Origin of the sequence: Novosphingobium sp., from assembly GCF_965229225.1 — a bacterium.
In the GTDB taxonomy this organism is placed as follows: Bacteria; Pseudomonadota; Alphaproteobacteria; order Sphingomonadales; family Sphingomonadaceae; genus Novosphingobium.
This window is the reverse complement of record NZ_OZ245867.1, coordinates 3,235,084-3,257,958: the sequence shown is the minus strand read 5'-3', so window position 1 is coordinate 3,257,958 and position 22,875 is coordinate 3,235,084. Positions and strand designations below refer to the sequence as shown.

The following is a 22,875-nucleotide window of genomic DNA, read 5'->3' as shown; positions in this document are numbered from 1 at the left end:
TTTACTCGCCGGGCGCAGGCCCTGCTTCAACCACGCGGCGAACCGCGGACTTGAAATCGAACGGCACCCAGGCCGCGCAATCCGGCCACTGGCCGGTATCCTGCCAATAGCGGCACAGGCCGAGCCTGTGGCACACGCGGACGAAGCGCGGGTGCGAAAGCAGGCAGCTCCACGGGCCGAGCGCCACGCCAGGGTAAAACAGGCTTGGGCTCGGCCCGGCCGGGTCGAACACGTGGCTGTAGTCGGCCTGCTCGACCATTTCGAAGGCCTCATCCGGAAGGCCGATGAAACCGAGGCCGGTGGGCAGGCTCAGCGTGATCGTGCCGGTCGCTTCGAGCAGGCCCCGATAGCGCGCCGCGCGCGACAGCTTCACGTTCATGTCCTTTGAGAACACGGCTTCGACATAGGCCCGCACGGCAGCAAGATCGCGCCCCTGCCAGCCTTCGAAACCATCGATCGCGCTGATATGGCGATAGTAGACATCGGGATAGCCGAGTGACCCCGCCCAGTTGAGCAGCGCCATCAGGATACCGGCATTCTGCGGCCAGCGCAGGTGCAGCTCCTCCAGCATGCTTACCGAGGTATCGTAATCGCCGACATAGGCGCGCATCTGCGCCACATGGAGCCGCGCTGCGGGCATCAGCGGATTGAGCTCGCAGGCCTGCTCGGCATAGGCGAGCGCATCGCGGAAGCGGCCGACGCCCCAGCAGAAATCGCTCATGTCAGTCAGCGTGGCAGGATCGCGCGGGGCGACTTCCAGCGCCTGGCGCAGCAGCTTCTCGCGCGCCGAATGGTGCCCCCACGGCTCGAGCATGGCGAGCGCACGGTAGGCCCCGCCGCGGCGCGGATCGAGCCGGAGCGCCGTCTTCGCGGCCACGACCACGGCCTCCCGCGCCTCGGCAAAAGGCTGCGTGCTGCGCCCCGAACGCAGCACGAGCGCGCGGGCGAGCGCGAGCATTTCCCACGCCGGGGCATGGCCTGGCGCATCTGCCGTAACCGCTTCGAGCAGCGGCACGGCCTCGCGTGCGGTATTGTCGAACTGCGCATCGCCATCGGCAAGCAGGCCCCGCGCGCGCAGAAAGCGTTCGTAAGTCGCCGGCTCCAGCGCCGGTGTCGGCGTGCGCGGCAGCAGCGTGAGCTGAAGCGCGGTGGCCACCTGCTCGGCGATCGAATCCTCCAGCGCGAGGACATCCTCGAGATCGCCGTCGAACCGCTCGCTCCACACCGCACGGTGGCTGGCGCACTCGACGAGTTCGGCCGTGATGCGCAGGCGCGTGCCGCTGCGCCGCACCGAACCATCGAGCAGGTGCGAGGCGCCAAGCGCAGCGGAGACCTGGGCGACGCCCTTGTCAGCCCCGCGGAACTGGAAGCTGGATGCGCGCGCGACCACCGCGATCCCGGTGCCGCGCGCGACGGTGCGCTGGATCTCTTCCGAAACACCATCGCAAAAATCGGCGAGATCGGGATCGGAGGACAGATTGTCGAAGGCGAGCACGGCGAGCACCAGCGCACCGCCCGGCGAAGGCGGTGCCGATGCGGCCGCCTTAGGTGACACCGCTTCCGCTGCCACCACGAGCGGCTCGACGCTCGCTTCGCTGCGCAGCGCGGCATCGACCAGCGGACCGGGAGCGACACCGATCTCGGCAGCGAGCAGATCTCGGAAAGCCTGATAGCGGATGTGCGCCGCTGCCCGCGCGCCGGTTGCAATCTCGGCCCGGATGAGCGCGGCCACGGCCGGTTCGCTCAGCGAATCGCGGCGTAGCCATGCGGCAGCCAGTGCCTTGACAGCGGCCCAATCACCCGCACTTTCGCGCGCAGCCAGATGCCGGGCAAGCCCATCGGCCATGCGCGCATCGATTTCGGCGCGGGCCATATCGAGCCACTCGCCATAGGCTCCGCCGAGTTCGAGGTCCTGCAGCAGCGGCGCGGTGCCGGCTCCGTCGATCAGGCGCGCCGCCGCTTCCCAGTCCTCACCCCCCAGCGCATGGCGCAAGACGAGGGCGTCGCAGGTGAAGGCGCCCGGGACGAGCGCGACCGTCTCTCGCGTCGCGATGACGTGATCGGCATCGCTGCCGCCACCGGAAGCAAGCACGCCGCGCAGTTCGAGCAGGCACTGGCGCAGGCTGGCGCGCGCCTGCGCATCGCTGCGATCACCCCAGAACAGGCCAGCGAGCCGCTCGCGCCCCATCGACTGCTGCGGGGCAAGCACCAAGGTGGCGAGCAAGGCGCGGGTGCGGCGGCCCTGAATCGGAATGGCCGCGCGATCGGGCCCTGAAAGGCGGAACGGGCCGATCAGCTGAACGTCGAAACGGGCATTGGCGGCCGTTTCGCGCCCAAGTTCTGTCGTTACCGCACCCATGCGAATCTTGTGCCCGCCCCTGTCACTTAGGTAACATTAGCGCGGATTGTGCCGTTTTGGCGACAAGTTATTGTTCGCCACTTATGTCAAACCATTGCCTGATAGGGAAATTGGCGCAAGTCGGGTGCGCCGCTATCGCCACGCCCCGCTTGCATCGGAAGCCATGCCCACGGCCCGGTATACCGCGTCGATCAGCGCCTGTCCGCGTGCATTGACGAGAATGCCTGCACCCATCCGATTCATGGTGTAGCCCATGCTCAGCCCCTGCGCCGGATCGGCAAAGCCAACGCTGCCTCCCATGCCGACATGGCCGAACGCGCTTTCGCCGAGGATCAGGCTGTCAGCGCCGGATTCCCGGTTGTCGGTGCTCATCATGAAACCCATGGCAAAGCGCATCGGCTGGCACAGCACCGCGTCGCTGTGCGTCGCGGCGCTGACGCGGCCCATGCGGCGCACCCGGTCCGGCGAAAGCAGAGTGCCCCCACCGTTCGCCAGCGGTGCGTACATGCCGGCAAGCCCGCGCGCATTGGTGATGCCGTTGGCGCTGCCGATTTCCGCCGCATGAACCTCGCGCGAGTTGAAGTCCGCCCCGCCAAGGTTGGTGAGGAACAGGTTGGGCAAGCTCCCCGGCTGCGTGGTCGCGGCGCGGAAGAAGGCCGAGGTGAAGTTCACTTCCGCCGGATCGGGCGCGATCATCGGCGCGACGCGCGGCTCCTCGCTTTCCGGCAGACCGATATGGAAATCGAGCCCAAGCGGCCCGGCAATTTTCTCGCGGAAATACTGCCCCATCGGCATGCCGGCAACGAGGCGCACGATCTGCCCCACTGTCCATGCGTAGGTTACACCGTGATAGCCCTGCCGTGTGCCCGGCTCCCAGTGCGCGGGTTCGGCGGCGACGCGCGCGGTCATGTAGTCCCAGTCGGCAAGCCCGCCCGTGCGGATGGGGTCGCGCAAATGGGGGACCGGTGAAGTGTGCGCCAGCATCATGCCGACGGTGGTTGCTTCCTTGCCGCCGCTGGCGAATTCCGGCCAGATTTCGCCGACCAGCGTCTCGTACGAAACCTTGCCCTGATCGACGAGCATGTGGAGGCACAGCGCCGTCGCCGCCTTGGTGCAGGAATAGACTATCGAGACCGTGTCGCGGCCCCACGCCTCACCCGTCTCCGGTTTCGCGAGCCCTCCCCACAAGTCGACCACCATACGCCCGCCCAGCGTGATCGCAACGCTCGCACCCTGCTCCTTGCGCTCCTCGAAATTGCGGCGAAACTCGGCCAGCACCCCGGTGAACTGCGCATCGCAGCTGCCGGAAATCATGCGGCCATCGGCCAGTTCGATCGCAATCGCGCTCATGTCAGGCTGAAATCCTCTGGCTTGAAGGTCTTGGTCATCTTCCAGTAGTCGACCAGCCGATAGGGCAGAAGCGCAAAGACGCGGCCCGCATCGTTGCGATACCAGTTGGTGAGGCCCTTGTGGGTCCAGACCATGCGAGCATGCCGCTCATCGACATCGGCGACATAGGCATCGTGCGCCGCCGGCTTCACGTCGATGGCTTTTGCCCCCGTCTCCAGCACCTCGCGCAGCGCGGTCAGGATCAGGCGCATCTGGCATTCGGTGATGAAGATGACGTTTCCGCCATGTGCGAGCCCGGTGTTGGGGCCCATCAGCATGAAGAAATTCGGGAAGCCCGGAACCATCGTACCGATATACGCGGTGGCATCATCCGGACCCCAGAGTGCATGAAGATCGCGCCCACCCTCGCCGGTGATCGTCATGGGCGCGAGCATCTTGCTGGCCTGAAAACCGGTCGCGTAGATGATCACATCGGCCTCGATCAGGGTGCCATCGGCCATGATCACACCTTCGGGCACGATCTTCGCAATCCCGCCCGTGACCAGATCGACATTGGGCCGCAGCAGCATGTCGTACCAGTTGTTGTCGACGAGGATGCGCTTGCCATAGGGCGGGTAACTCGGCGTGCACTTGGCAATCAGGTCCTCGCGGCCCGCCAGCTTGCCGCGCAGATAGCGCTCCATGAACTGGCGGTGCCGCGCATTGACCTGGTTGATCGATTTGCCGCCGTCGTCCCACGCCGGGTCGACCTGCAGCGAGGCATGGAGGCCATCGGCAAAGGCCCAGAACAGCTGAAAGCGGTACCACCGCGCGAAGAAGGGCACGTGAGCGAGCACCCACTTCATCCCTTCGGACACTTCGGCGAAGTAGTTCGGATTGGGCACCACCCAATGCGGCGAACGCTGCAGGATGGTGAGCTTGGCCACATCGGGCGCGATCGTCGGGCCGACCTGCTGGCCTGAAGCGCCGGTACCGATCATCACCACGCGCTTGCCTTTGAGGTCCAGCCCCTCTTCCCACTGCGCGGTGTGGAGCGCAGTGCCGGCAAAAGTCTCGCGCCCCTCGATCTCAGGCAGCTTGGGCCGGTTGAGCACGCCGACCGCCGAGATCACTGCGCGCGCCTTGATGTGGGTGACCGCGCCGGACGCATCCCGCGTCGCCACGTCCCAGGTGCCGGAGGCGCTGTCGTAGGTCGCCGCGCTTACTTCGGTCTCGAAGCGGATGTGCTCGCGAATGCCGTACTTGTCGGTCGCGCGCTCGAAATAGGTCCACAGCTCGTCGCGCTTGGCGAAGAAGTGCGACCATTCGTGGTTCAGTTCGAACGAGTAGGAATAGAAGTGGTTGGGGGTATCGACCCCGCAGCCCGGATAGAAATTCTCGTACCAGCTGCCGCCGACCGCCGCGTTCTTCTCGATCAGCGTGTAGGGAATGCCCGCCTGCCCCAGCCGGATCGCGGCGCACACGCCAGACATGCCAGCGCCGATGATCACCACCGGGAAACTTTCGAGCGCGGCGGGCGCAGGGCGTTTGCGCCAGATCAGCCCGCGCGGATCGGGCTGGGCGGCTTCCAGATCCTCGCGCATCATCGCGGTATAGTCCGCGCTCACGTGCTCGCCGACGGCGGTGGACAGCATGTCCTGCAGGAAATCGCCTTCGGGCAGCGGCGGCAGCGGATCGCCGGTGCGCGCGTAATCGAGCAGCGTCGCCTCGAGCCGCTCGCGGATCTCCGCACGCAAGTCATCGGGCATCGCCTCGTGGTAATTCATCGGCCCGGTGATGTGCGGCCGTGCGCGATCAAGCAGACCGTGATCGCCCGTCAGTTGCACCAGCACAAGCATCAGCGTGGCAGCGTCGGCTTCTGCCAGCGCGGCGCGCAGAGCAGCGGGATCGGCAGCGAGCGCGGCCAGATCGACCGGGTCTCCGGCCGGGGCCAGGCTTTCCAATTTCAGCGTGGTCAAGCCACTCTCCCTGATTATCACTTGCCATCTACCTAGCGGAACAGGTATCTACGCACCAGTAGATAAAAAAGGTACGCAGTTTCAATACTGCGGGGGATGAGGGGATAGAAGATGGTTCGCAGCCAGTTTTCCGCACATGTCGATTCGAATCTGCGCCGCACCGCGCTGGCCGTGCTGCTCGCAGGCGGCGCGCTGATCGCCGCGCCCGCCGTGGCGCAGGAAGCCGCCCAGACTGCCGCTCAGCCGACCGAGGGCCTTGCGGATATCGTGGTGACGGCCACGCGCAGTTCGGAATCGCTGTCGAAAGTCGCCGCTTCGGTTTCCGCCGTCTCGGCCGCCGATCTCGGCGTTGGCGGGGTCAAGGACGTCCAGTCGCTCGCCACCGCGATCCCCAACCTTTCGGTGGGCGATCAGTTCGGCGTGAACCGCATCTTCATTCGCGGCATCGGCCTCACCTCGATCGATCTCGGCGCAGACGGCGGCGTCGCCTTCCTGCAGGACGGCGCGCAGATCGCCCGCCCCGCTGCGCAGCTTTCGGGCTTCTATGATCTCGAACGCGTCGAAGTGCTGCGCGGGCCGCAGGGCACGCTCTATGGCCGCGGCGCCACGGCGGGCGCGATCAACCTCATCACCAAGAAGCCGACCGACCAGCTCGATGGCTACCTGCGCGGCAGCTATGGCAACTACAACGCCGTCGCCATCGAAGGCGCGGTCGGCGGTCCCATCTCGGGCGACAAGCTGATGGTGCGCATCGCCGGCAAGTACGACCGCCGCGACGGCTATGGCATCAACGAGTTTACCGGCAAGGACATCGACAACCGCGATGCATATGCCTTGCGCGGAACGATCCTCGCGAGGCCTGCGGACGACGTGGAAATCACGCTCTCGGGCGAATACTTCCACGAGGACGACAGCAACTACGCATTCCACTACTTCGGCCCCACGGTGGCGCCGGAGAACCTGCTCGGCTCGATCCTCGGCGGCAAATCGCTGTTCACGGTCGCGGCAGCGGCAGGCCGCCCCGCCAGTATCCGCAACATCTGGTCCGATCAGGAACCGCTCAACCAGCGTGACGGCCACAGCTTCACCGGCACCATCGCGTGGACTCCAGGCGACTGGGACGTGAAGTCGATCACTTCGTACCACAAGTTCAAGCGCTTCAACCGCGACGACCTCGACGCGTCCGACGCCAACATGTTCGGACAGAACAACTACATCGAGAACAGCAAGACCTTCAGCCAGGAACTGGTCGGCCATTACAAGACCGAGAAGCTCGATGTGCTGCTGGGCGCGATGTACTTCCACGAGAACCTCTACGGCGAAGTGCGCGTGCCGCTGACCAACCTTGCCGTGCTGCTCAAGATCGCCGGCCAGGTGCCGCCGTTCGTCCCCGACAACGCCTTCGACAGCCTGAATTACCTGCAGAACGGCACCGTCACCATCGATGCGCTGGGCTTCTATGCGCAGGGCTCCTACGCGCTGACCGACAAGCTCAAGCTCACCGCCGGCGGCCGCTTCAGCCACGAAAAGCGCAAAGGCGTCGGCACGTTCGATTTCCTTGGCAGCGTGAACACCGACAAGGCCAAGAGCTGGAACGCCTTCACCCCCACGGTCACGCTCAACTATCAGGCCAATGATGCCACGCTGGTCTACGCCTCGGTCACGCGCGGCTTCAAATCGGGCGTGATCAACGTCGGCTCGCGCAACGACGTGATCAACCCCGAATACGTCTGGAGCTATGAAGTCGGCCTCAAGACCGCGACGGCAGATCGCAAGCTGCAGGCCAATCTTGCCGCGTTCTACATGAACTACACCGACCTGCAGGTCGGCTTCGTCGATGCGAGCAGCGTCGTCACCACGGTCAACGCCGCATCAGCCCGCAACTATGGCATCGAGGCCGAACTGCGCGCCAAGCCGCTGCCGGGCCTGACGCTCGAACTCTTCGGCACCTACCTCAATGCCAAGTACCGCAAGTTCACCACCGGCGATTACCGGCAGGCCTTCAAGCAGATCAGCGTGGCGGGCAACCGCCTCTCCAACGCGCCGGAATTCTCGTTCCGCGCCGGTGCGGACTACGATATCCCCATCGGCTCGGCGGGCAAGCTCAACGCGCGCGCCGAAGTAAACTGGCAGGACCGCGTCTTCTTCACCGAGTTCAACAATGCCGATGCGACGCAGGCGCCCTATGCGCTGATCAACGCGGGGCTGCGCTTCACCTCGGCGAACGACAAGTGGTCGGTCGACATCTGGGGCCGCAACCTCGCCAACAAGCTGGTCATCACCAACAACATCATCACCGCCCCGCTGTTCAGCAGCGTCCGCGTCGGCTCGGTCGCCCCGCCGCGTACCTATGGCGTGACGTTCGGGGTGAATTTCTGAGGGCTGGCTACAACGCGAAGGGGAGGAGCGTGCTCCTCCCCTTCGTCTAAAGCCGCTCTTTCTTCAGCCGCATCCCTGCCTTTTCGCGGTCCCATGTATCGGGCGTGATCCCCTCGGCGCGCAATTCGGCCTTCATCACCTTGGCCGTCGGCGTCTTGGGCAGTTCGGGCATGATCCGGACATAGCGCGGCACCATGAAGTAGGGCATCCGCGCCGCCAGGAATTCCGAGAGCTTCACCGGGTCGATGCTCGCGCCCGGCACCGGGGCGATCACGGCCATCACCTCGTCTTCCGAATACTCGCTCGGCACGCCGATCACCGCCGCCTCGCGCACATCGGGGTGCGCGGTTACGTCGCTCTCCACTTCGAATGAGGAAATGTTTTCGCCCCTCCGCCGGATCGCGTCCTTCACGCGGTCGACGAAGTAGAAATAGCCCTCCGCATCGCAGCGGAACGCGTCGCCTGTGTGGAACCAGCCGTTGCGCCAGGCTTTCGCGGTGGCTTCGGAGTTCTTGTGATAGCCGTGGTTCATCGCCCAGGGCCGGTCGGTGCGCACGATCATCTCGCCCACCGTGCCCACCGGCACTTCGCAATCGTTGGCATCGACCAGCCGCACATCGACCCCCGGGCGGATCTTTCCGCACGTGCCCAGCTTCACCGGATTGGGCTCGGAGACGATGGGCGAGGAAATCTCGGTCATGTTGAAGATCGTGTAGACGTCGATCCCGAAGCGCTCGTGGAACGGCCCCGCCGCCTCGGTCAGCGGCACCATGAAGGCCTTGCGCACGCCGTGGCCCGTATCCTCCGGCCCCGGCGGGCGCTTGATCAGGAAAGTCGCCATCACGCCCAGGAGGAAGATCGTGGTGCAGCCGGTGCGCTTCACGAAATCCCAGAATGTGTCGGTGGAGAAGTTCTCCATCAACGCAATCGAGCCGCCGCGCGCCAGCATCACGAAAGGAATGCCGAGGCCGCCGATATGGAACACCGGCATGTTGACGAGGAAGCGATCCTCGCGGCCCACGAAGTGCCAGCTCTCCGGCCCGGCATTGGTGTAGAGGTGCAGGTAGGAAGAGAGCACGCCCTTGGACGGCCCTGTGGTGCCCGAGGTGTAGATGATCGACTGCGTATCCCACGGCTCGATCGGGCGATCCAGCGGCGCGAGGTCCGCTTCCTCGCCCGTCACATCGGCAAAGGCATGGACAGCAAAGCGCGCCGGGGCGCTCCCCTCGCCCAGTTGCACAATGGTCGTCACCGCGGCGGTATCCGCGCCCTCCAGCCGGTCCAGCAGTCCGCCATGCGCCACCAGCACCGTGGCATCCGAATTAGCCAGCACATGCTCGAGGATCGCGCCGCGATAGGCGGTGTTGAACGGCACGAACACGCCGCCGAGGTAATTGATCGCATAAAACGTGATCAGCGCCTCGCGCCCGTTGGGCAGCCAGACGGCAACATGATCCCCGCGCTTTACGCCGAGCTTGGCAAGACCCGCCGCCTTGCGCACCACCAGTTCGCGCAGCTCGGCATAAGTCCACTGTCCGCCATCCTCGAACACGGCATAGACCGCATCGGGCTGCGAGGCCGCGAAATCTTCGATAAGGTAGCGCAGCACGCAGCGACGACGATCCAGCACACGCGGATCGGTGTGGCCCTTCACCTCAGGCATGCTTGCCCCCTGCCGGCTGCACCATCTTCTGCACCATGGTGATCGCGTCCATCACCACTTCGGTGGCCGACCAGCGCCCGCCCTCGTGATACCAAAGCGCGATCCAGCTCAAGAGGCCCGAGACCCAGATCGCGGTGCGCGAAGGCGCCGCCACATCGAACTCGCCAGACTTGCGCCCCTTCTCCAGCAGCGCGGCCAGCTTGGTATCGAAGGTATGGCGCAGATCGCGGATGCGCCGCGCGTCTTCGGGCAGCAGGCTCTTTTCCTCGCGCAGGTAGACCGTCACATAGCGCTGGTTCTCGATGATGATCCGCGCCACCCGCTCGACCACGATTTTCAGCTGCTCGCTCGCCGTGCCTTCCACAGAAAGCGCCTCTTCCAGCGCGGTCAGCGAAAGCTGGATGCCCGTCTGGCAGATCTCGTAGAGCAGCTCGCCCTTGTTCTTGTAGTACGAATAGATGAAGGGCTTCGTCACGTTGAGCTGCTCGGCCACCGAATCCAGCGTCGTCGCTTCATAGCCGTTGAGGAAAAAGAAGTGGCTGGCTTCCTCGAGGATGCGCCGCCGCTTGTAGGCGGTGATTTCGTCCTTGAGCTGGGAGGCGGCACGCTTCTTCTTCGGCTTGTCCATCAGCTCCGCCATGTCCGTCATGTCGGCGAGTTTGTGCATCAGCCCATCGCGGTCCGCAAGATTTCCATCACGTCCGCCGCCGTCCTGATCGTACGCGGGTTGGTGCGGCCCCAGATGTCCTCCAGCGTGTATTCGGAGATCAGCTGGAGCTGATCCTCGCGCACGCCCACTTCCTTGAGGCTGCGCGGCATTCCCAGCCCGCGGATCAGCTTGTCGAGCAGTTCGGGCGCGGGCCGCGAAGCATCGCCGAGGCAGGCGCTGATGCGCTTCTGCCGCTCGCCGTTCACCGGCGCATTGAACGCCTGGACATAGGGTGACATCACGCAGCTGGTGTGGCCATGGGGCACATCGCAGGTGCCGCCCAGCACATGGCCGATGGCATGGCTTGCCCCCATCGGCACGCCGCCGATAATCGGGATCATCGATTGCCACGCGCCGATCTGGCACTTGAGACGCGCGTCGAGGTCGGCGGGGTCCGCCTTCACCGCCGGGAGCCCCGCCGCGAGCAGCCGCAGCGCGCTATCGGCAATGCCGTCGCAGAAATCGTTGGAGAGGAACGAGGCCAGCGTCTCGGTCGCATGGTCGACCGCGCGCACGCCGGTGGAGAGCCACAGCCATTCGGGCGTGTGCACCGTGATCGCGGGATCGAGCACGACGCAAACGGGCACCATTTCGCGCTGGGTATAGGCCTGCTTGAGCTTGATCGCCTCGTCCGTCGCGCCCGAAAGCGGGTTGAACTCGCCGCCCGAAAGCGTCGTCGGCACGCAGATCGCGCGCACGTCCGGCCCGTCGAATTCGGGGATCACCATTGCGCCGGTATCATCCACCCGCACACGGTAATCGTCGAAGCCTTCGATCGTGGTGATGTTGTGCTTGAGGCAGATCAGCAGGATCTTGCCCGCATCGGTGACGGAACCGCCGCCCACGGTGACGACCAGATCGGCCCCCGCAGCCCGCGCGGCATTGGCCGCTGCAAGCACATCGCTGCGCGGTGCATGGGGCTGGATGCCGTCGTGCGTCGCGGCGTGGCGTTCGCCCAGCGCGGCCTCGATGCGGCGGATCTCGTCGGTCTTGCGATTGAGGTAGCTGCTGGCGAGAATGAAAACGCGCTTGGCACCGCGCGCCGCTGCTTCCTGCGCAACCGCTTCGGCTGCCGGGACGCCCAGTGTGACGCGCTCGGTCGCCGTGAGCATGACCTGTGAGGCTGTAACCATCGCCGCTCTCCCACTATTGCTTTGTTTATACTGCTTGGTAGCAATTGTGGAATACGGGTCAACTGGTGATCAGGTCCAGCCGATCACGAAATTGCAGGCGGGGGCGCCCTGCGCGCAGCAGTGATCGTGCCGCACCAGCACGCGGGGGCTCACCAGTTCCCGAAACAGCCGGGTGAAGACGCCCCGGTGCCACGGGCATCCCGGCATGGCGATCGGATTGTCCGCGATGGAGATGACCACCGCGCCGCGCTCCATCCGGGCCGAAAACGCCCCCGAACCGGCAAAGGTCCAGGCATGCGCGCGGATCGCCCGCAGCAGCATGTGGGCAGACCACGCAGGTGGCAGGCGCTTCAGCAGCCACTGTGCGCCCTTGGGAATGCGGTTTTCGAGCAGGTACTCGGCGGTCCGCTCTCCCGCTTCCCACGAAAGCTCGTCCCAATCGCCCGCACGCCGCGATTGCACCACCCGGTGTAGCGCAGCTGCCTCGCGCTCGTCGGTCATCCGTTCGGGATCGGCGGCGAGATACTTGGCCAGCCCCGCCGCACGCAATGTCGCCGCGCGCTCCTCCAGCCCGATCCGGTCGGCCAGCACATCGGCGAGCTGAATGATCGCGTTGGGGCCGACCTTTCCGGCCAGCGCCGTCATATATGCGCCCCGCTCCGCCCCGGCGCGTCACCTCGGGTAGGCGGCAGATCGCCCCTCGCGGGCAGCGCATTTAACGCATCGGCTTCCTCGTCGGTCAGTTGCTCTGTCCCGCCGCCGCAGGCCTTGATCACGCCGGCAGCCTCATGAACCACCGCCTCGCGCTTCGCCGCCTTCCGGCTGGTCTCTGCCACCGCCTGCCAATCGCCGGTTTCGGCGCGGTGGTTGGTGCGGGTGCGGGTGCGGTCGAACTTGAAATCGACGCCCTTCTTCGATTGCGGCCCCCAGTAGTTCACCCGGCCCAGATCATAGAACGTGCGCTGGAAGCCCGCCTTGAGGAACGCCTTGAGGCAGCCGAGCAGGTACTTGCGCCGGTATCCCGTCCCTTGCCACGGATAGGAAAACAGCGCCTTGCGCATATAGAGCCGGCGATAGTTGTTCATCACCCGGTCGAGCAGTTCGGCCCGGTCCATCGCGGCGGGTCTGATGATCGGGGTGACGAAGTTGTACTTGTCGAAATCGTGGATCTCGACCTTGTCGCCCAGTTCCTCGAACAGGTTGGAAAACGGCCAGGGCGTATACATCGACCAGTTGGCGAGGTCCGGCTTCCAGTCCATCGCCATGCGGTAGGTCTCTTCCAGCGTCTCCGCCGTCTCGTTCTCCAGCCCCACGATGAACTGCGCCTCGACCAGAATGTCCGCCTCGCGCAGCAGGCGGATCGCCTTCTTGTTCTGCTCGACCGTGGTTTCCTTGTTGAACAGATCGAGCTTCAACTGCGCAGCCGCCTCGGTGCCCAGGGAGACGTGGACCAAGCCCGCCTTGCGGTATAGCGCGAGGTATTCCTCATCACGCAGGATATCGGTGACACGGGTGTTGATGCCCCACTGGATCTTCTCCGGCAGGCCCCGCGCGATCAGCTCCTCGCAGAAGGCGATGAACTTCTTGCGGTTGATCGTGGGTTCCTCGTCGGCAAGGATGAAGAAGCCGACGTCGTGGTCGTTCACCAGCGTCTCGATCTCGTCGACCACCGCCTTGGGATCGCGGATGCGGTAATCGCGCCAGAACTTCCACTGCGAGCAGAACGAGCAGGTGAACGGGCAGCCCCGCGCCATGTTGGGGATCGCCACCCGCTTGCCGAGCGGGATGTAGATGTATTTGCCCCACTCCAGAATGCCCCAGTCGGGCTTGATCTTTTCGAGGTCCTTGACCGTCGGCGCGGCCTTGGTGGCGATGATGTCTGCCCCATCGAGGAAGGCCAGCCCCTCGATTTCATGACGCGCCAATGGCCAGCGCCCGTCGTCGATGGCGCGCACGAGTTCGAGCAGGATTTCCTCCCCTTCCCCGCGCACGATCACATCGATCCACGGCGCCTCGGTCAGCACCTGCTTGAACATGAAAGTCGCATGCACACCGCCCAGCATCGTGATGATCGCGGGCGAGACCTTCTTGGCGATCTTCAGCGTTTCCTCGGCCTTGTAGATCGAGGGCGTGATCGCGGTGGTGCCGACCACATCGGGCTTCAGTTCGCGGATGCGCGCTTCGAGGGCCGCGTCATCGACATGGTCGGTCATCGCATCGATGAAATGAACGTCGTCGTAGCCCGCCCCGCGCAGCGCCCCCGCGAGATAAGCCGCCCAGGCGGGAGGCCAGTTGCCCGCAATCTCCGCGCCGCCGGAATGGTAGTTCGGATGAACGAGAAGAATGCGCATGATCTGTCACTCCAACTGGACAGATCGAAACTCCACACTTCTGGACACCGGATCATTGATCCAGCGCAACTGCGCTCAGCCGGCCTCCACCATCGCGATCCGCTGCATCACCAGCGGCAGCTGATCATTGCCGAAGTACATGAAGGCGCCATCGACGAAGATCGTCGGCGAACCATAGGCCCCGCGCGCAATCGCCTCGTCAGTGTTCGCGCGCAGCCGCGCCTTCACCGCATCGCTCCCCGCTGCGGCCCGCAGCGCCGCGCCATCGAGCCCGCAGGCATTGGCAATATCCACCAGCACTTCCGGATCATCGATATTGCGCGCGTCGCCGAAATAGGCCTCGAACGCCGCCTCGCTGAAGCGCAGCAAAACCTCAGGCTGCTCCGCCAAAGCGCAGCAGAACCGCATGGCGTGGACCGACTTCACCGGATGGAACTCCGAGGGGAAATTCATCCTAAGCCCCGCCAGCTTCGCCCATTCCTTCAGCCACACGAAGCTCAGCCGGAACTTCGGATTGTCCGGGTTGGCGCGGCTTTCATACACGCTCTGGTTCACCGCGTTGAACACCCCGCCGACCAGAAACGGCCGCCAGGTGACGGCCACATCGCGCCCCGCAATGGCTGCGCGGAAATTGTGGAACGCCAATCGTGTCCACGGCGAGGACAGGTCATAGAAAAACTCGACTCGCACGCTCATGGCTTTTCCTCATCCTTGATCCCGAACAGCACCCGCCGCGTCTCGGCATCGTCCTGCGGCCGCTTGTTGATCCGCTCGCGCCCCACTGCCATCCCGCGCCGCAGGCCCGGGCGCTCCTTCAGCCGATCATACCACGATTTCAGTGCCGCAAATTCCTCCAGCGGAATCCCTTGCGCCTTCCACGTCTGAATCCACGGGAAGCAGGCCATGTCGGCAATCGAATAGGCCTCGCCCGCCACATGCTCCTGCCGCGCCAGTTGCCGGTCGAGCACCCCGTAAAGCCGCAGCGCCTCGGCGCGATACCGCTCGGTGGCATAGGCAATCCGCTCGGGCGCATAGAGCCGGAAATGCCCGTGCTGCCCCAGCATCGGCCCCAGCCCGCCGACCTGCCAGAACAGCCACTCCATCACCGCCTTGCGCCCGCGCGGATCGGTGGGGAGGAACTGCCCGGTCTTCTCCGCCAGATAAACGAGGATTGCCCCGGTCTCGAACACCGGCACCGGTTCGCCCCCATCTGCCGGTTCATGGTCGATGATTGCAGGAATCCGGTTGTTGGGGCTCACCGCCAGAAACTCGGGCGCGAACTGCTCGCCCTTGCCGAGGTTGATCCACTTCACCTCATACGGAAGGCCGCATTCCTCGAGCATGATGGAGATCTTCCACCCGTTCGGCGTGGGCGCGCTCAGCAATTCGATCATCACCGCTCCTGCATCTGGCCAGCGGCGCAAGGCATCCCACGGCGGCGGCGCGCATGCAACGGCGCGCGCGCCTGCCAAAACCTACAGGTTTGCAAAGGTCGCCACGATCCACTTCTGGATCAGCTTGATGGCCGGCAGCCCGCGCAAGTCGCGGTGGACGATTAGCCAGGGCTGCCGCGTCGGCAGGGCAGCCGGCAGCGGAATTTCGACCAGCGTCCCCGTCCGTGCCGCAAATGGTGCGGGCAGAAAGGCAATTCCGGCCCCGCACAGCGCCGCCGTCAGCAACGCGCGCGTGCTCCCCGTGCGCATCACGACGCTCTCGTCCAGACCGCGACGGGCGATCCACTCCAGTTCCGGAAGGCGCCCGTAGCTGTCATCATAGACGAGCAGCCGTTCGGCCCCGAGGTCGATCGTGTCCGCCGCCCGCCCCGCCAGATAGGCCGGGGCCGCAAAGAACCCCAGCCGGATCTCGGCCAGCCGCCGCGCATAGAGGCTCGCGCCTTCGGGGCGGACCATGCGGATCGCAAGATCGGCGTCACGCCCCGCAAGGCTGACAACATCGGCCTGCGATTGCAGGTGCACCGGAAAATCCGCCCCGCTCGCCCACAGCCGGTCGAGCGCCGGGGCCAGCACGTCGGAGATCACGAACTCGGTCGCCGATATCCGCACCGGCACCTGCGCACCGCCCTTGCGCAAGCTGTCCGCCACCCGGCGCACACGCAGCAGTTGCTCTGCCAGCGGCTCGGCCGCCTCGGCAATCGCGAGCCCGCCGGGAGTCAGCCACACACCATCTGCGCGGCGGTCCACCAACGAGAGGCCGAGCGCAGCCTCCAGCGTCTCGATCCGGCGCGAAACGGTGGAAATGGCCACCCCGCGCGCCTTGGCCGCCGCGCTCAGCGTGCCTGCCTCGCGGATGGCGATAAGATCGGCAAGGTCTTGCGGATTGACGGTGATGCCCCGAATCCTCGCGTAAACAGAAAAGCGGTTTGCGATATCGCAAAATTACAGCCCTCTCGCAATGCCGTAACCCACCGGGCAATCGTGGGAGATCAACACAATGAATGACAGACAGGCGGGTCTGCGCGGCATGCGCACCATCGGGTTCTGGCTGGCCGTCGCCATCGCCGCACTCCAAGGCCTCAATGCAGTTCGCACCTTCGCCAATCCGCTCGGCTTTGCCACCTACATGGGCCTGCCGCTGGCGGGAACGGAAGCGGCGGCATGGGTCCAGGTCTATGGCCTGCGCGCCGGCTTCATCGCGGTTATCACCACGATCCTGCTGATCCGGCAGGATTTCGCCGCGCTGCGTTGGACGGCGCTCGCCGCGCTGGTGATGCCGCTCGGCGATGCCTGGCTCACCGCGCACGCTGGCGCGCCGACCGCGATCGTCGCCCGCCATCTCGGAATCGCGGCGTTCCTTATCGCGGCGTGGTTCTTCCTCTCGCACGCGGCGCGCCATCAAGCTGCCGAACGGAGCGCCTGATGCCCGGTCTGCTGGCCCGGCTCGGCGCGCGCCTCGATACGTGGAACGGCGCGGCGCGCATGGCCCGGTTCCGCACGGGCTGGCCTGCAACGGCCACCCCGGCGGTGCGCTTCCATTCTACCCCGCTAGTGCAATATCGCTATCTGGAAGCTGGCTCGGGGCAGACCATCGTCTTCACCGTCGATCCCCCGATGACCATCGAGGTCTATGCCCCGCTGCTGGCCATGTTCTCCGAACGCTTCCGCGTCGTGGTGGTCGAATTGCCCGCCATGGGCTTCACTGCGGCCGCGAGCGGGTACGGCTTCGGCTTCACCGAAACCAATGACGACCTCGCCGGCTTCATCCGCGCGGTCTGCGGGTCCGGCTGCGTCTTTGCCTTCTCCTGCGCCGCCAGCCTCGCCGCGCTCGATATCGCCCGCCGCATGCCGGAACTCGCCTCGCACTTGTGCCTGATCCAGGGCGGCGGCACGGAGGCCTTCGCGATCTGGAAGGCCGGGCGCGATCCCAAGGGCATTCTCGCCCGCCCGATCATCGGCCAGCTCGCAATGCGCCGCCTCGCCCCGCGCCGCATGCCGCAGTGGTATGTGCTCTCGGTCGGCCGCAAGGAACGCATCGCGGACTTCTGCGCATGCGCTGAGCGGTCTTTCAGCCATGGCGCACTGTGGTCGCTTGCCAGCGCCTACCAGATCTACCTCGCCCCTCGCCCCGAACTGCCGCGCCCGCCCCAGCCCATGCTCTCGATCTGGGGCGCCGCCGATGGCTCGCATCCGGCCGGCAACGCCCACTCGCTCGCGCGGCTCTATGACGGGGTCGAGCAGGTCACCTTCGATGCACTCGGCCATACACCGGAGCTCGAAGACCCGGCGCTCGTGTTCGCAGCGATCACCGCATTCCTGGACCGGACATGACAAGCATCGCCCCCGGCATACCCGACGGCTTCGCGCGGCACTTCCGCCAAAGCCCGGTCACCGACCCATGGGAGCCGCTCTACATGCGGCGCGCCGATGATCTCTTCGTGCTCGCGCTGAGGATCGACACGCCCCACTGCAACGCGCGCGGCTTGCTGCACGGCGGCGTGATTTCGGCTCTTGCCGACAACGCGATGGGCCTCGCCTGCGTGCTCCTGCTGGAGAATGCCTCGGCGCTGACGATCAATCTCTCGGTCGATTTAATGAGCACGGGTAAGGTCGGCCAATGGCTCGAAGTGCGCGCCGCCCCCACCCGCCTCGGCAAGACACTCGCCTTCGCCGATGCCCGCGTGTTCGCGGACGATGCCCTCATCGCCAAGGCCAGCGCCACGTTTCGCATCCTGACGAGGTAGCCCCGGAGGCTTTCCAGCCCGTCCGGCATACTAAAGGGGCTTGATGCGCGCCAGCGATCCCGCCATACGGCGCCTCCGGCATCGCCGCCGAATCTGGCTGTCAGCCGGTCCGTGCGCGGGTGTAGCTCAATGGTAGAGCAGCAGCTTCCCAAGCTGAATACGAGGGTTCGATTCCCTTCACCCGCTCCACTTTCCTGTACCGCGGCGGTCACCGGCTTCGTTGAAATCTGCAGAGCTTGGTGGCGTTTTAGCCCCGGCCGGTCGCTTAGGGTCAAACCTTGAAAGATCGGCGACAGCGGCGCTCTGCTGGCAGGTGCGCGACCGCGCTCAGCTTTGGAGGCATCACTTCATCGCAGCAGTGCGCATGTTTCCGCGATGGAATCTGCCCCAGAAGACTGCCGACCGCCTTCGATCGGCCTCGATGGCCTGTTTCAAGCGGCTCGCCATTTCGGCTGACATAGCGCGGCGAAAGGGGTGCTCTGGCAAGAATCCTCCCAAACTCAGATCCGCCTCATTTAATATGACCATTAGGTCATTTTTCTTTCGCAACGCGAGCCCTGGAAATCTCCAATCATCGCAAACAAGGGGCTTGACGCCGGTTTAACGGCAATTCAACATGACTATCGGGTCATTAAATGGCCACAAGGCCGACTGGGAGGCAAATCCGAACACGGACTGCCCCGGTTCGGTGCCTGCCCCGGGTTGGCGCAGGGTGCCAGATGGTGATGACGCGGCGATTGGAGGCGGGAATGGTTCAAGCACGAAGCACACTGTTGGTCTCGTCAGCTCTGGCGACTTTGGTCATGGCTGCCCCCGCTGCGGCGCAGCAGACGCAGGACAACGAAATCATCGTGACGGCAAACCAGCGTGCGCAAAGCGTGCAGGACGTGCCCATCGCCATCAACGTCCTTACCGAGGAACAGCTTCGCGCCGCCGGTGCCACCGATATCGGCACCGCGCTGCAGGATGTGGCCGGCGTCGAATTCCGCACCGAGCAGACCGGCACCGGTGCCATCGCCATTCGCGGCATTGCCGAACTCAACACGAGCAATATCAACGGCACCACTGGCACGGCTGTCGGCCTCTATATCGATGACGCACCCTTCTCGGTCGGCGGGTTCTTCCCGCAGGCGGCGGTATTCGATGCCGCGCGGCTCGAAGTGCTGCGCGGGCCGCAAGGCACGATCTTCGGCGAAGGCTCGCTCGCGGGCACGATCCGTGTGGTCACGAACAAGCCCGATGCCGGGAAAGTGGCCGGCGCGATCGAGGGCAATGTCGGCGCGGTCATGCGCGGCGGCACCAATGGCAGCGTGAACGGCATGGTCAACCTGCCCATCGTGAAGGACAAGGTCGCGCTGCGCGTCGTCGGCTTCTGGCAGCAGGACGCGGGCTGGATCGACCGCACCGCCGCCACCGTCACCGCACGGTTCCTGCCGCAGCCCAATCCCATTCTCGGCCCCGCTGCGCCCGATGTGAAGACGATCTGGACGAAATCCACCACCACCCCCGATGCCAATGGTGCCGATTCGTGGGGAGGCCGCGCCGCGCTGGCGATCACGCCGAACGATAGCTTCAAAGCCACGGCCTCGGTGCTCCTCAGCCGCGCCGACCGCGGCTATCCCAATCGCGGCGGACGCGACGGCACCGGCTATTTCTCGTCCGGCAAAGTCGGGATGACCGACGATTTCGAGATGTACAGCCTCGTGCTCGAACAGAAGGCTGATTTCGGCACGTTCCTGTCCTCGAGCAATTATTTCAAGCGCCGGATCGACCAGACCACCGACCAGTTCGGCATCATTGCGCTCGCCAATCAGATCGGCGTGCCGCTGAGCGGTGGCCAGTTCGTGTTCCAGGGATCGCGCACCGACAACACACTACGGGTCAAGGAATTCAATCAGGAGCTGCGCTTTGTCTCGGCGTTCAAGGGGCCGTTCCAGCTCACTGCCGGCGGCTTCTACCGCAACCGCGATGTGGGCTTCCGCATCCGCGGCCCGCAGGAGCCGCTGACCCCGGCGGGGATCGCCAATATCCTGTGCGGCGGGCTGTGCGGCTATACGCTCCCCGGCTCGGGTGATCTCGATGCCCAGACCACCAGCAACTCGCGCCAGATCGCGGCCTTTGCCGAGGGCACGTTCGATGTAACGCCCAAGTTCCAATTGCTTGCCGGCGCGCGCTATTTCAACGACAAGCGCAAGTCCGCGACACTCGCGACCAGCCTGTTCAGCGGCCTGCCCTTCCCGCAGACATTCGGCTCGAAGGGCGAGGACAACGTGTTCAACCCGCGCGTGTCCCTGCGCTGGCAGCCCAACAGCGACGTTTCTGCGTACATCGCGTTCAGCCGGGGCTTCCGCTCCGGCGGGCAGAACGATCTCTTCGTGCTCGTGGCCGGCGCCACACCGGCGGACCAGATTTTCAAGTCCGAACGGCTCAGCGCCTACGAGGCGGGTGTGAAGACCCAGTTCGGCACGGGCGGCCGGTTCAATGCGGCAGTGTTCTACAACGACTGGTCGAACCTGCAGGTGGTGACCAAGGAAGGCACCGGCGGCGTGGGCGAAGTGATCGGCAACGCCGGCTCCGCGCGCAGCTACGGCGTCGATCTCGATGCCAGCTACGAAGTGAGCAAAGGCCTTGTGCTCGCAGCCAACACCACGATCATTTCCAGCAAGCTCAAGGATGTCATCGCATCGGGTGCGCTGATCAAGGAAGCGCGCATTCCCGGCACAGCAAATTTCACCGCGAGCGGATCGATCAACTACAGCTTCCCGGTGACGGACAAGGTCGAAGGCTTTGCGCGCGCCTCTGTCACCCACCGCGGCAATGCGCTTTCGGGCCTGCTGCGCATCGGGACCCCGGTGGAGCAGATCCCCGCCTATACCACGCTCGATCTGCGCGCGGGCGCCACGATCGGGTCTGCCCGTTTCGAGGTCTATGCGGAAAACGTGACCAACACTTTCGTGCCGCTGTCGATCTTCTATGCGCCCAACGCCAGCAATCCCGGCGGCGGCGATCCGCTCACTGGCAATGTGCTCTACTATCAGGGCTCGCCGCGCGTGATCGGCGCGCGGGTGAGCTTCCGGTACTGATCGGCCTGATGCGCGGTGTCGACGCCTCGGCCCTGCCGCGCTATCGGGAAGGCCGTCTAACCAGAGGACCGGGCCTTGTCGGATATCGGCGCGATCAAGTTTACCACCTATCTCGAAGCGCTGGCGCTCGAGATCCGCAAAGTCCGCAGTGGCGAGAAGACCAGCCTCAAGCTGCTGGCCGCCGGGGCACGTCTGCTGGACAATGTCGGCTACCGCGATCTCAACGTCGAGGAGATTTCGGCCGAGGCCGGGCTCGCCAAGGGCACGTTCTACATCTACTTCAAGACGAAGGACGAGTTCCTGATCGAGCTGGCGCGCCGCTTCGTCGCGTTCGAGCCGCAGACCCTGCCCTCGTTCTCCCCGCGCGAGACGGCGTTTCGCAATACGCTGGCGCTAGTCACCTGGTATGAACGCGGCTTCCTGCGCAATGTCGGCATCCTGCGCTGCATCATCCAGATGGGCGAGACCGACGATGCGATGCGCGAGCTGTGGCAGCGCCGCAACCGCATCATTGCCGAACATGCCTGGGATGGCACATTGGCGCGGTTCAACAATCCCGCGCTCGATCCGGCGCTGCTGATGCTGGCCGTGCGCACCGTCGGCGGGATGATGGACCAGAGCCTGTTCAACCGCACCCGGGTCCAGACCGACACCGGTGAGGCAGGAGAAGGTGACGCGGATCCCGAATTCCTGTGCCGCTTCCATGCGCTCCTCATCTACCGCGCGGTCTATGCGCACAATCCGCCCGATCCCGAAGTCGCCGATCTGGTGGCCGCGATCGCGGGACCCACCGCTCTGGCATGACCGCCGTCACCCTCTTCGGCACGGGTATCATGGGCGCCCCGATGGCGCGCAATCTGGCGCGGACCGGACACCGGGTGACGGTGTGGAACCGCAGCTTCGCAAAGGCGGCAGCGCTGGCGCAGGATGGCCTCGTCGCGATTGCCGATGTGGCAGAGGCGGCGCGCGGCGCAGAGATCGCCATTCTCATGCTCACCGATGGACCAGCCTGCGATGCCTTGCTGTTCGATGCTGGTGTGGCCGAGGCGCTCGCGCCGGGCTCGGCGGTCGTGGTGATGAGTTCAATCCCGGTCGCGACTTCGCGCACGCAGGCCGCGCGCCTTGCCGAGCGCGGCATTGCCTGCGTCGATGCGCCGGTCTCGGGCGGCGAGAAAGGGGCGATCGAGGCCACGCTTTCGATCATGGCAGGCGGCAGCGCCGAAGCGGTAGCGAGGGTGCAGCCGGTTCTGGAGGCTCTCGGCCGGGTCACCCATGTCGGCCCCGCCGGTAGCGGACAATTGGCCAAGCTTGCCAACCAGCTCATCGTCGGCGTGACGATCGGGGCGGTATCGGAGGCCATGCTGCTGGTCGAGGCGGGCGGCGGCGATGCGGCGGCGGTCCACCAGGCGCTGATGGGCGGCTTTGCTGATTCCACGATCTGGCGCCAGCACGGCGCGCGCATTCTGGAGCGCCGCTTTGCCCCCGGCGGCAAGGCGACCGTGCAGCTCAAGGACATGCGCACGATCACCGCTGCTGCTGCCGGCGTGGGGCTCGACCTGCCTTTCGCCGGCCTTGCCGAGGCGCTTTACGCGGCCATGTGCCAAGGGCCGAACGCCGAACTCGATCACAGCGCGCTCTTTCTGGAACTGGCCGCGCGGGGCGCCGGAAAACCGCCCGCGTAAAAACCGGTTG

At 65.3% G+C, this 22,875-nt stretch carries 18 protein-coding genes and 1 tRNA gene; 8 read left to right on the top strand and 11 right to left on the bottom strand.

All coding sequences use genetic code 11. The features are described 5' to 3' along the window. Position 1: 1 nt before the first annotated feature. The 3 genes from ACO06X_RS15195 to ACO06X_RS15185 all read right to left on the bottom strand — a co-directional run bounded on the left by ACO06X_RS15195 (position 2) and on the right by ACO06X_RS15185 (position 5,667). On the bottom strand, positions 2-2,359 hold the full coding sequence (locus tag ACO06X_RS15195; protein WP_421837061.1) for a BTAD domain-containing putative transcriptional regulator: 2,358 nt from the start codon (positions 2,357-2,359) through the stop codon (positions 2-4). Between the two features lie 132 nt (positions 2,360-2,491). Next, positions 2,492-3,709, bottom strand: a complete 1,218-nt coding sequence (locus ACO06X_RS15190) for a serine hydrolase domain-containing protein (protein ID WP_421837060.1) — start codon at positions 3,707-3,709, stop codon at positions 2,492-2,494. After that, positions 3,706-5,667 carry a flavin-containing monooxygenase gene (locus ACO06X_RS15185; RefSeq protein WP_421837059.1) on the bottom strand — a complete coding sequence of 654 codons (1,962 nt, stop codon included), beginning with the start codon at positions 5,665-5,667 and terminating at the stop codon, positions 3,706-3,708. Before ACO06X_RS15185 ends, ACO06X_RS15190 begins: the two co-directional genes overlap by 4 nt. Before the next feature lie 111 nt (positions 5,668-5,778). Between ACO06X_RS15185 and ACO06X_RS15180 the strand changes: the two genes are divergently transcribed. Beyond that, positions 5,779-8,046: a TonB-dependent receptor gene (locus tag ACO06X_RS15180; protein ID WP_421837058.1), complete on the top strand. Its 2,268-nt coding sequence runs from the start codon at positions 5,779-5,781 to the stop codon at positions 8,044-8,046. A 46-nt stretch (positions 8,047-8,092) separates the two neighbouring features. Here the strand turns inward: ACO06X_RS15180 and ACO06X_RS15175 are convergent, their stop codons facing one another. The 8 genes from ACO06X_RS15175 to ACO06X_RS15140 form a co-directional block, all read right to left on the bottom strand. Then, positions 8,093-9,709, bottom strand: a complete 1,617-nt coding sequence (locus ACO06X_RS15175) for an AMP-binding protein (RefSeq protein ID WP_421837057.1) — start codon at positions 9,707-9,709, stop codon at positions 8,093-8,095. Next, a complete protein-coding gene (locus ACO06X_RS15170) occupies positions 9,702-10,376 on the bottom strand; it encodes a TetR/AcrR family transcriptional regulator (RefSeq protein WP_421837056.1) in 675 nt (224 codons plus the stop codon). Before ACO06X_RS15170 ends, ACO06X_RS15175 begins: the two co-directional genes overlap by 8 nt. Then, positions 10,376-11,551, bottom strand: coding sequence for an iron-containing alcohol dehydrogenase (locus ACO06X_RS15165; protein WP_421837055.1), 1,176 nt, complete (start codon positions 11,549-11,551; stop codon positions 10,376-10,378). The genes ACO06X_RS15170 and ACO06X_RS15165 overlap by 1 nt, the downstream gene beginning before the upstream one ends. Positions 11,552-11,620: 69 nt before the next feature. Beyond that, on the bottom strand, positions 11,621-12,196 hold the full coding sequence (bchJ, locus tag ACO06X_RS15160) for a bacteriochlorophyll 4-vinyl reductase (protein WP_421837054.1): 576 nt from the start codon (positions 12,194-12,196) through the stop codon (positions 11,621-11,623). Beyond that, positions 12,193-13,902 carry a magnesium-protoporphyrin IX monomethyl ester anaerobic oxidative cyclase gene (bchE, locus tag ACO06X_RS15155; RefSeq protein ID WP_421837053.1) on the bottom strand — a complete coding sequence of 570 codons (1,710 nt, stop codon included), beginning with the start codon at positions 13,900-13,902 and terminating at the stop codon, positions 12,193-12,195. The genes bchJ and bchE overlap by 4 nt, the downstream gene beginning before the upstream one ends. A gap of 75 nt (positions 13,903-13,977) precedes the next feature. Next, positions 13,978-14,598 (bottom strand): 2-hydroxychromene-2-carboxylate isomerase, encoded by a 621-nt coding sequence (locus ACO06X_RS15150; RefSeq protein WP_421837052.1) that lies wholly within the window; start codon positions 14,596-14,598, stop codon positions 13,978-13,980. Next, positions 14,595-15,296, bottom strand: a complete 702-nt coding sequence (locus ACO06X_RS15145) for a glutathione S-transferase N-terminal domain-containing protein (RefSeq protein WP_421837051.1) — start codon at positions 15,294-15,296, stop codon at positions 14,595-14,597. The genes ACO06X_RS15150 and ACO06X_RS15145 overlap by 4 nt, the downstream gene beginning before the upstream one ends. Before the next feature lie 81 nt (positions 15,297-15,377). Continuing rightward, a complete protein-coding gene (locus ACO06X_RS15140; RefSeq protein ID WP_421839926.1) occupies positions 15,378-16,250 on the bottom strand; it encodes a LysR family transcriptional regulator in 873 nt (290 codons plus the stop codon). Positions 16,251-16,353: 103 nt separating this feature from the next. Between ACO06X_RS15140 and ACO06X_RS15135 the strand changes: the two genes are divergently transcribed. The 7 genes from ACO06X_RS15135 to ACO06X_RS15105 all read left to right on the top strand — a co-directional run bounded on the left by ACO06X_RS15135 (position 16,354) and on the right by ACO06X_RS15105 (position 22,865). Beyond that, positions 16,354-16,779, top strand: a complete 426-nt coding sequence (locus ACO06X_RS15135) for a DUF4267 domain-containing protein (protein ID WP_421837050.1) — start codon at positions 16,354-16,356, stop codon at positions 16,777-16,779. After that, positions 16,779-17,687 (top strand): alpha/beta fold hydrolase, encoded by a 909-nt coding sequence (locus tag ACO06X_RS15130; RefSeq protein WP_421837049.1) that lies wholly within the window; start codon positions 16,779-16,781, stop codon positions 17,685-17,687. The genes ACO06X_RS15135 and ACO06X_RS15130 overlap by 1 nt, the downstream gene beginning before the upstream one ends. After that, on the top strand, positions 17,684-18,100 hold the full coding sequence (locus tag ACO06X_RS15125) for a PaaI family thioesterase (protein ID WP_421837048.1): 417 nt from the start codon (positions 17,684-17,686) through the stop codon (positions 18,098-18,100). The genes ACO06X_RS15130 and ACO06X_RS15125 overlap by 4 nt, the downstream gene beginning before the upstream one ends. Before the next feature lie 115 nt (positions 18,101-18,215). Then, positions 18,216-18,289, top strand: a tRNA-Gly gene (locus ACO06X_RS15120). Positions 18,290-18,903: 614 nt separating this feature from the next. Continuing rightward, a complete protein-coding gene (locus ACO06X_RS15115; RefSeq protein WP_421837047.1) occupies positions 18,904-21,183 on the top strand; it encodes a TonB-dependent receptor in 2,280 nt (759 codons plus the stop codon). A gap of 75 nt (positions 21,184-21,258) precedes the next feature. Next, positions 21,259-21,987, top strand: a complete 729-nt coding sequence (locus ACO06X_RS15110) for a TetR/AcrR family transcriptional regulator (protein WP_421837046.1) — start codon at positions 21,259-21,261, stop codon at positions 21,985-21,987. Then, positions 21,984-22,865, top strand: coding sequence for an NAD(P)-dependent oxidoreductase (locus ACO06X_RS15105; protein ID WP_421837045.1), 882 nt, complete (start codon positions 21,984-21,986; stop codon positions 22,863-22,865). Before ACO06X_RS15110 ends, ACO06X_RS15105 begins: the two co-directional genes overlap by 4 nt. The last annotated feature ends 10 nt before the right edge of the window (positions 22,866-22,875 follow it).

Bases quoted from the DNA above. Each gene is read 5' to 3' on its own strand.
- ACO06X_RS15180 (WP_421837058.1), top strand. From the start codon at position 5,779: ATGGTTCGCAGCCAGTTTTCCGCACATGTCGATTCGAATCTGCGCCGC.
- ACO06X_RS15130 (WP_421837049.1), top strand. From the start codon at position 16,779: ATGCCCGGTCTGCTGGCCCGGCTCGGCGCGCGCCTCGATACGTGGAAC.
- ACO06X_RS15115 (WP_421837047.1), top strand. From the start codon at position 18,904: ATGGCTGCCCCCGCTGCGGCGCAGCAGACGCAGGACAACGAAATCATC.
- ACO06X_RS15195 (WP_421837061.1), bottom strand. From the start codon at position 2,359: ATGGGTGCGGTAACGACAGAACTTGGGCGCGAAACGGCCGCCAATGCC.
- ACO06X_RS15170 (WP_421837056.1), bottom strand. From the start codon at position 10,376: ATGCACAAACTCGCCGACATGACGGACATGGCGGAGCTGATGGACAAG.
- bchE (WP_421837053.1), bottom strand. From the start codon at position 13,902: ATGCGCATTCTTCTCGTTCATCCGAACTACCATTCCGGCGGCGCGGAG.
- ACO06X_RS15165 (WP_421837055.1), bottom strand. From the start codon at position 11,551: ATGGTTACAGCCTCACAGGTCATGCTCACGGCGACCGAGCGCGTCACA.
- ACO06X_RS15150 (WP_421837052.1), bottom strand. From the start codon at position 14,598: ATGAGCGTGCGAGTCGAGTTTTTCTATGACCTGTCCTCGCCGTGGACA.
- ACO06X_RS15125 (WP_421837048.1), top strand. From the start codon at position 17,684: ATGACAAGCATCGCCCCCGGCATACCCGACGGCTTCGCGCGGCACTTC.
- ACO06X_RS15175 (WP_421837057.1), bottom strand. From the start codon at position 9,709: ATGCCTGAGGTGAAGGGCCACACCGATCCGCGTGTGCTGGATCGTCGT.
- ACO06X_RS15145 (WP_421837051.1), bottom strand. From the start codon at position 15,296: ATGATCGAATTGCTGAGCGCGCCCACGCCGAACGGGTGGAAGATCTCC.
- ACO06X_RS15190 (WP_421837060.1), bottom strand. From the start codon at position 3,709: ATGAGCGCGATTGCGATCGAACTGGCCGATGGCCGCATGATTTCCGGC.
- ACO06X_RS15105 (WP_421837045.1), top strand. From the start codon at position 21,984: ATGACCGCCGTCACCCTCTTCGGCACGGGTATCATGGGCGCCCCGATG.
- bchJ (WP_421837054.1), bottom strand. From the start codon at position 12,196: ATGACGGCGCTGGCCGGAAAGGTCGGCCCCAACGCGATCATTCAGCTC.
- ACO06X_RS15135 (WP_421837050.1), top strand. From the start codon at position 16,354: ATGAATGACAGACAGGCGGGTCTGCGCGGCATGCGCACCATCGGGTTC.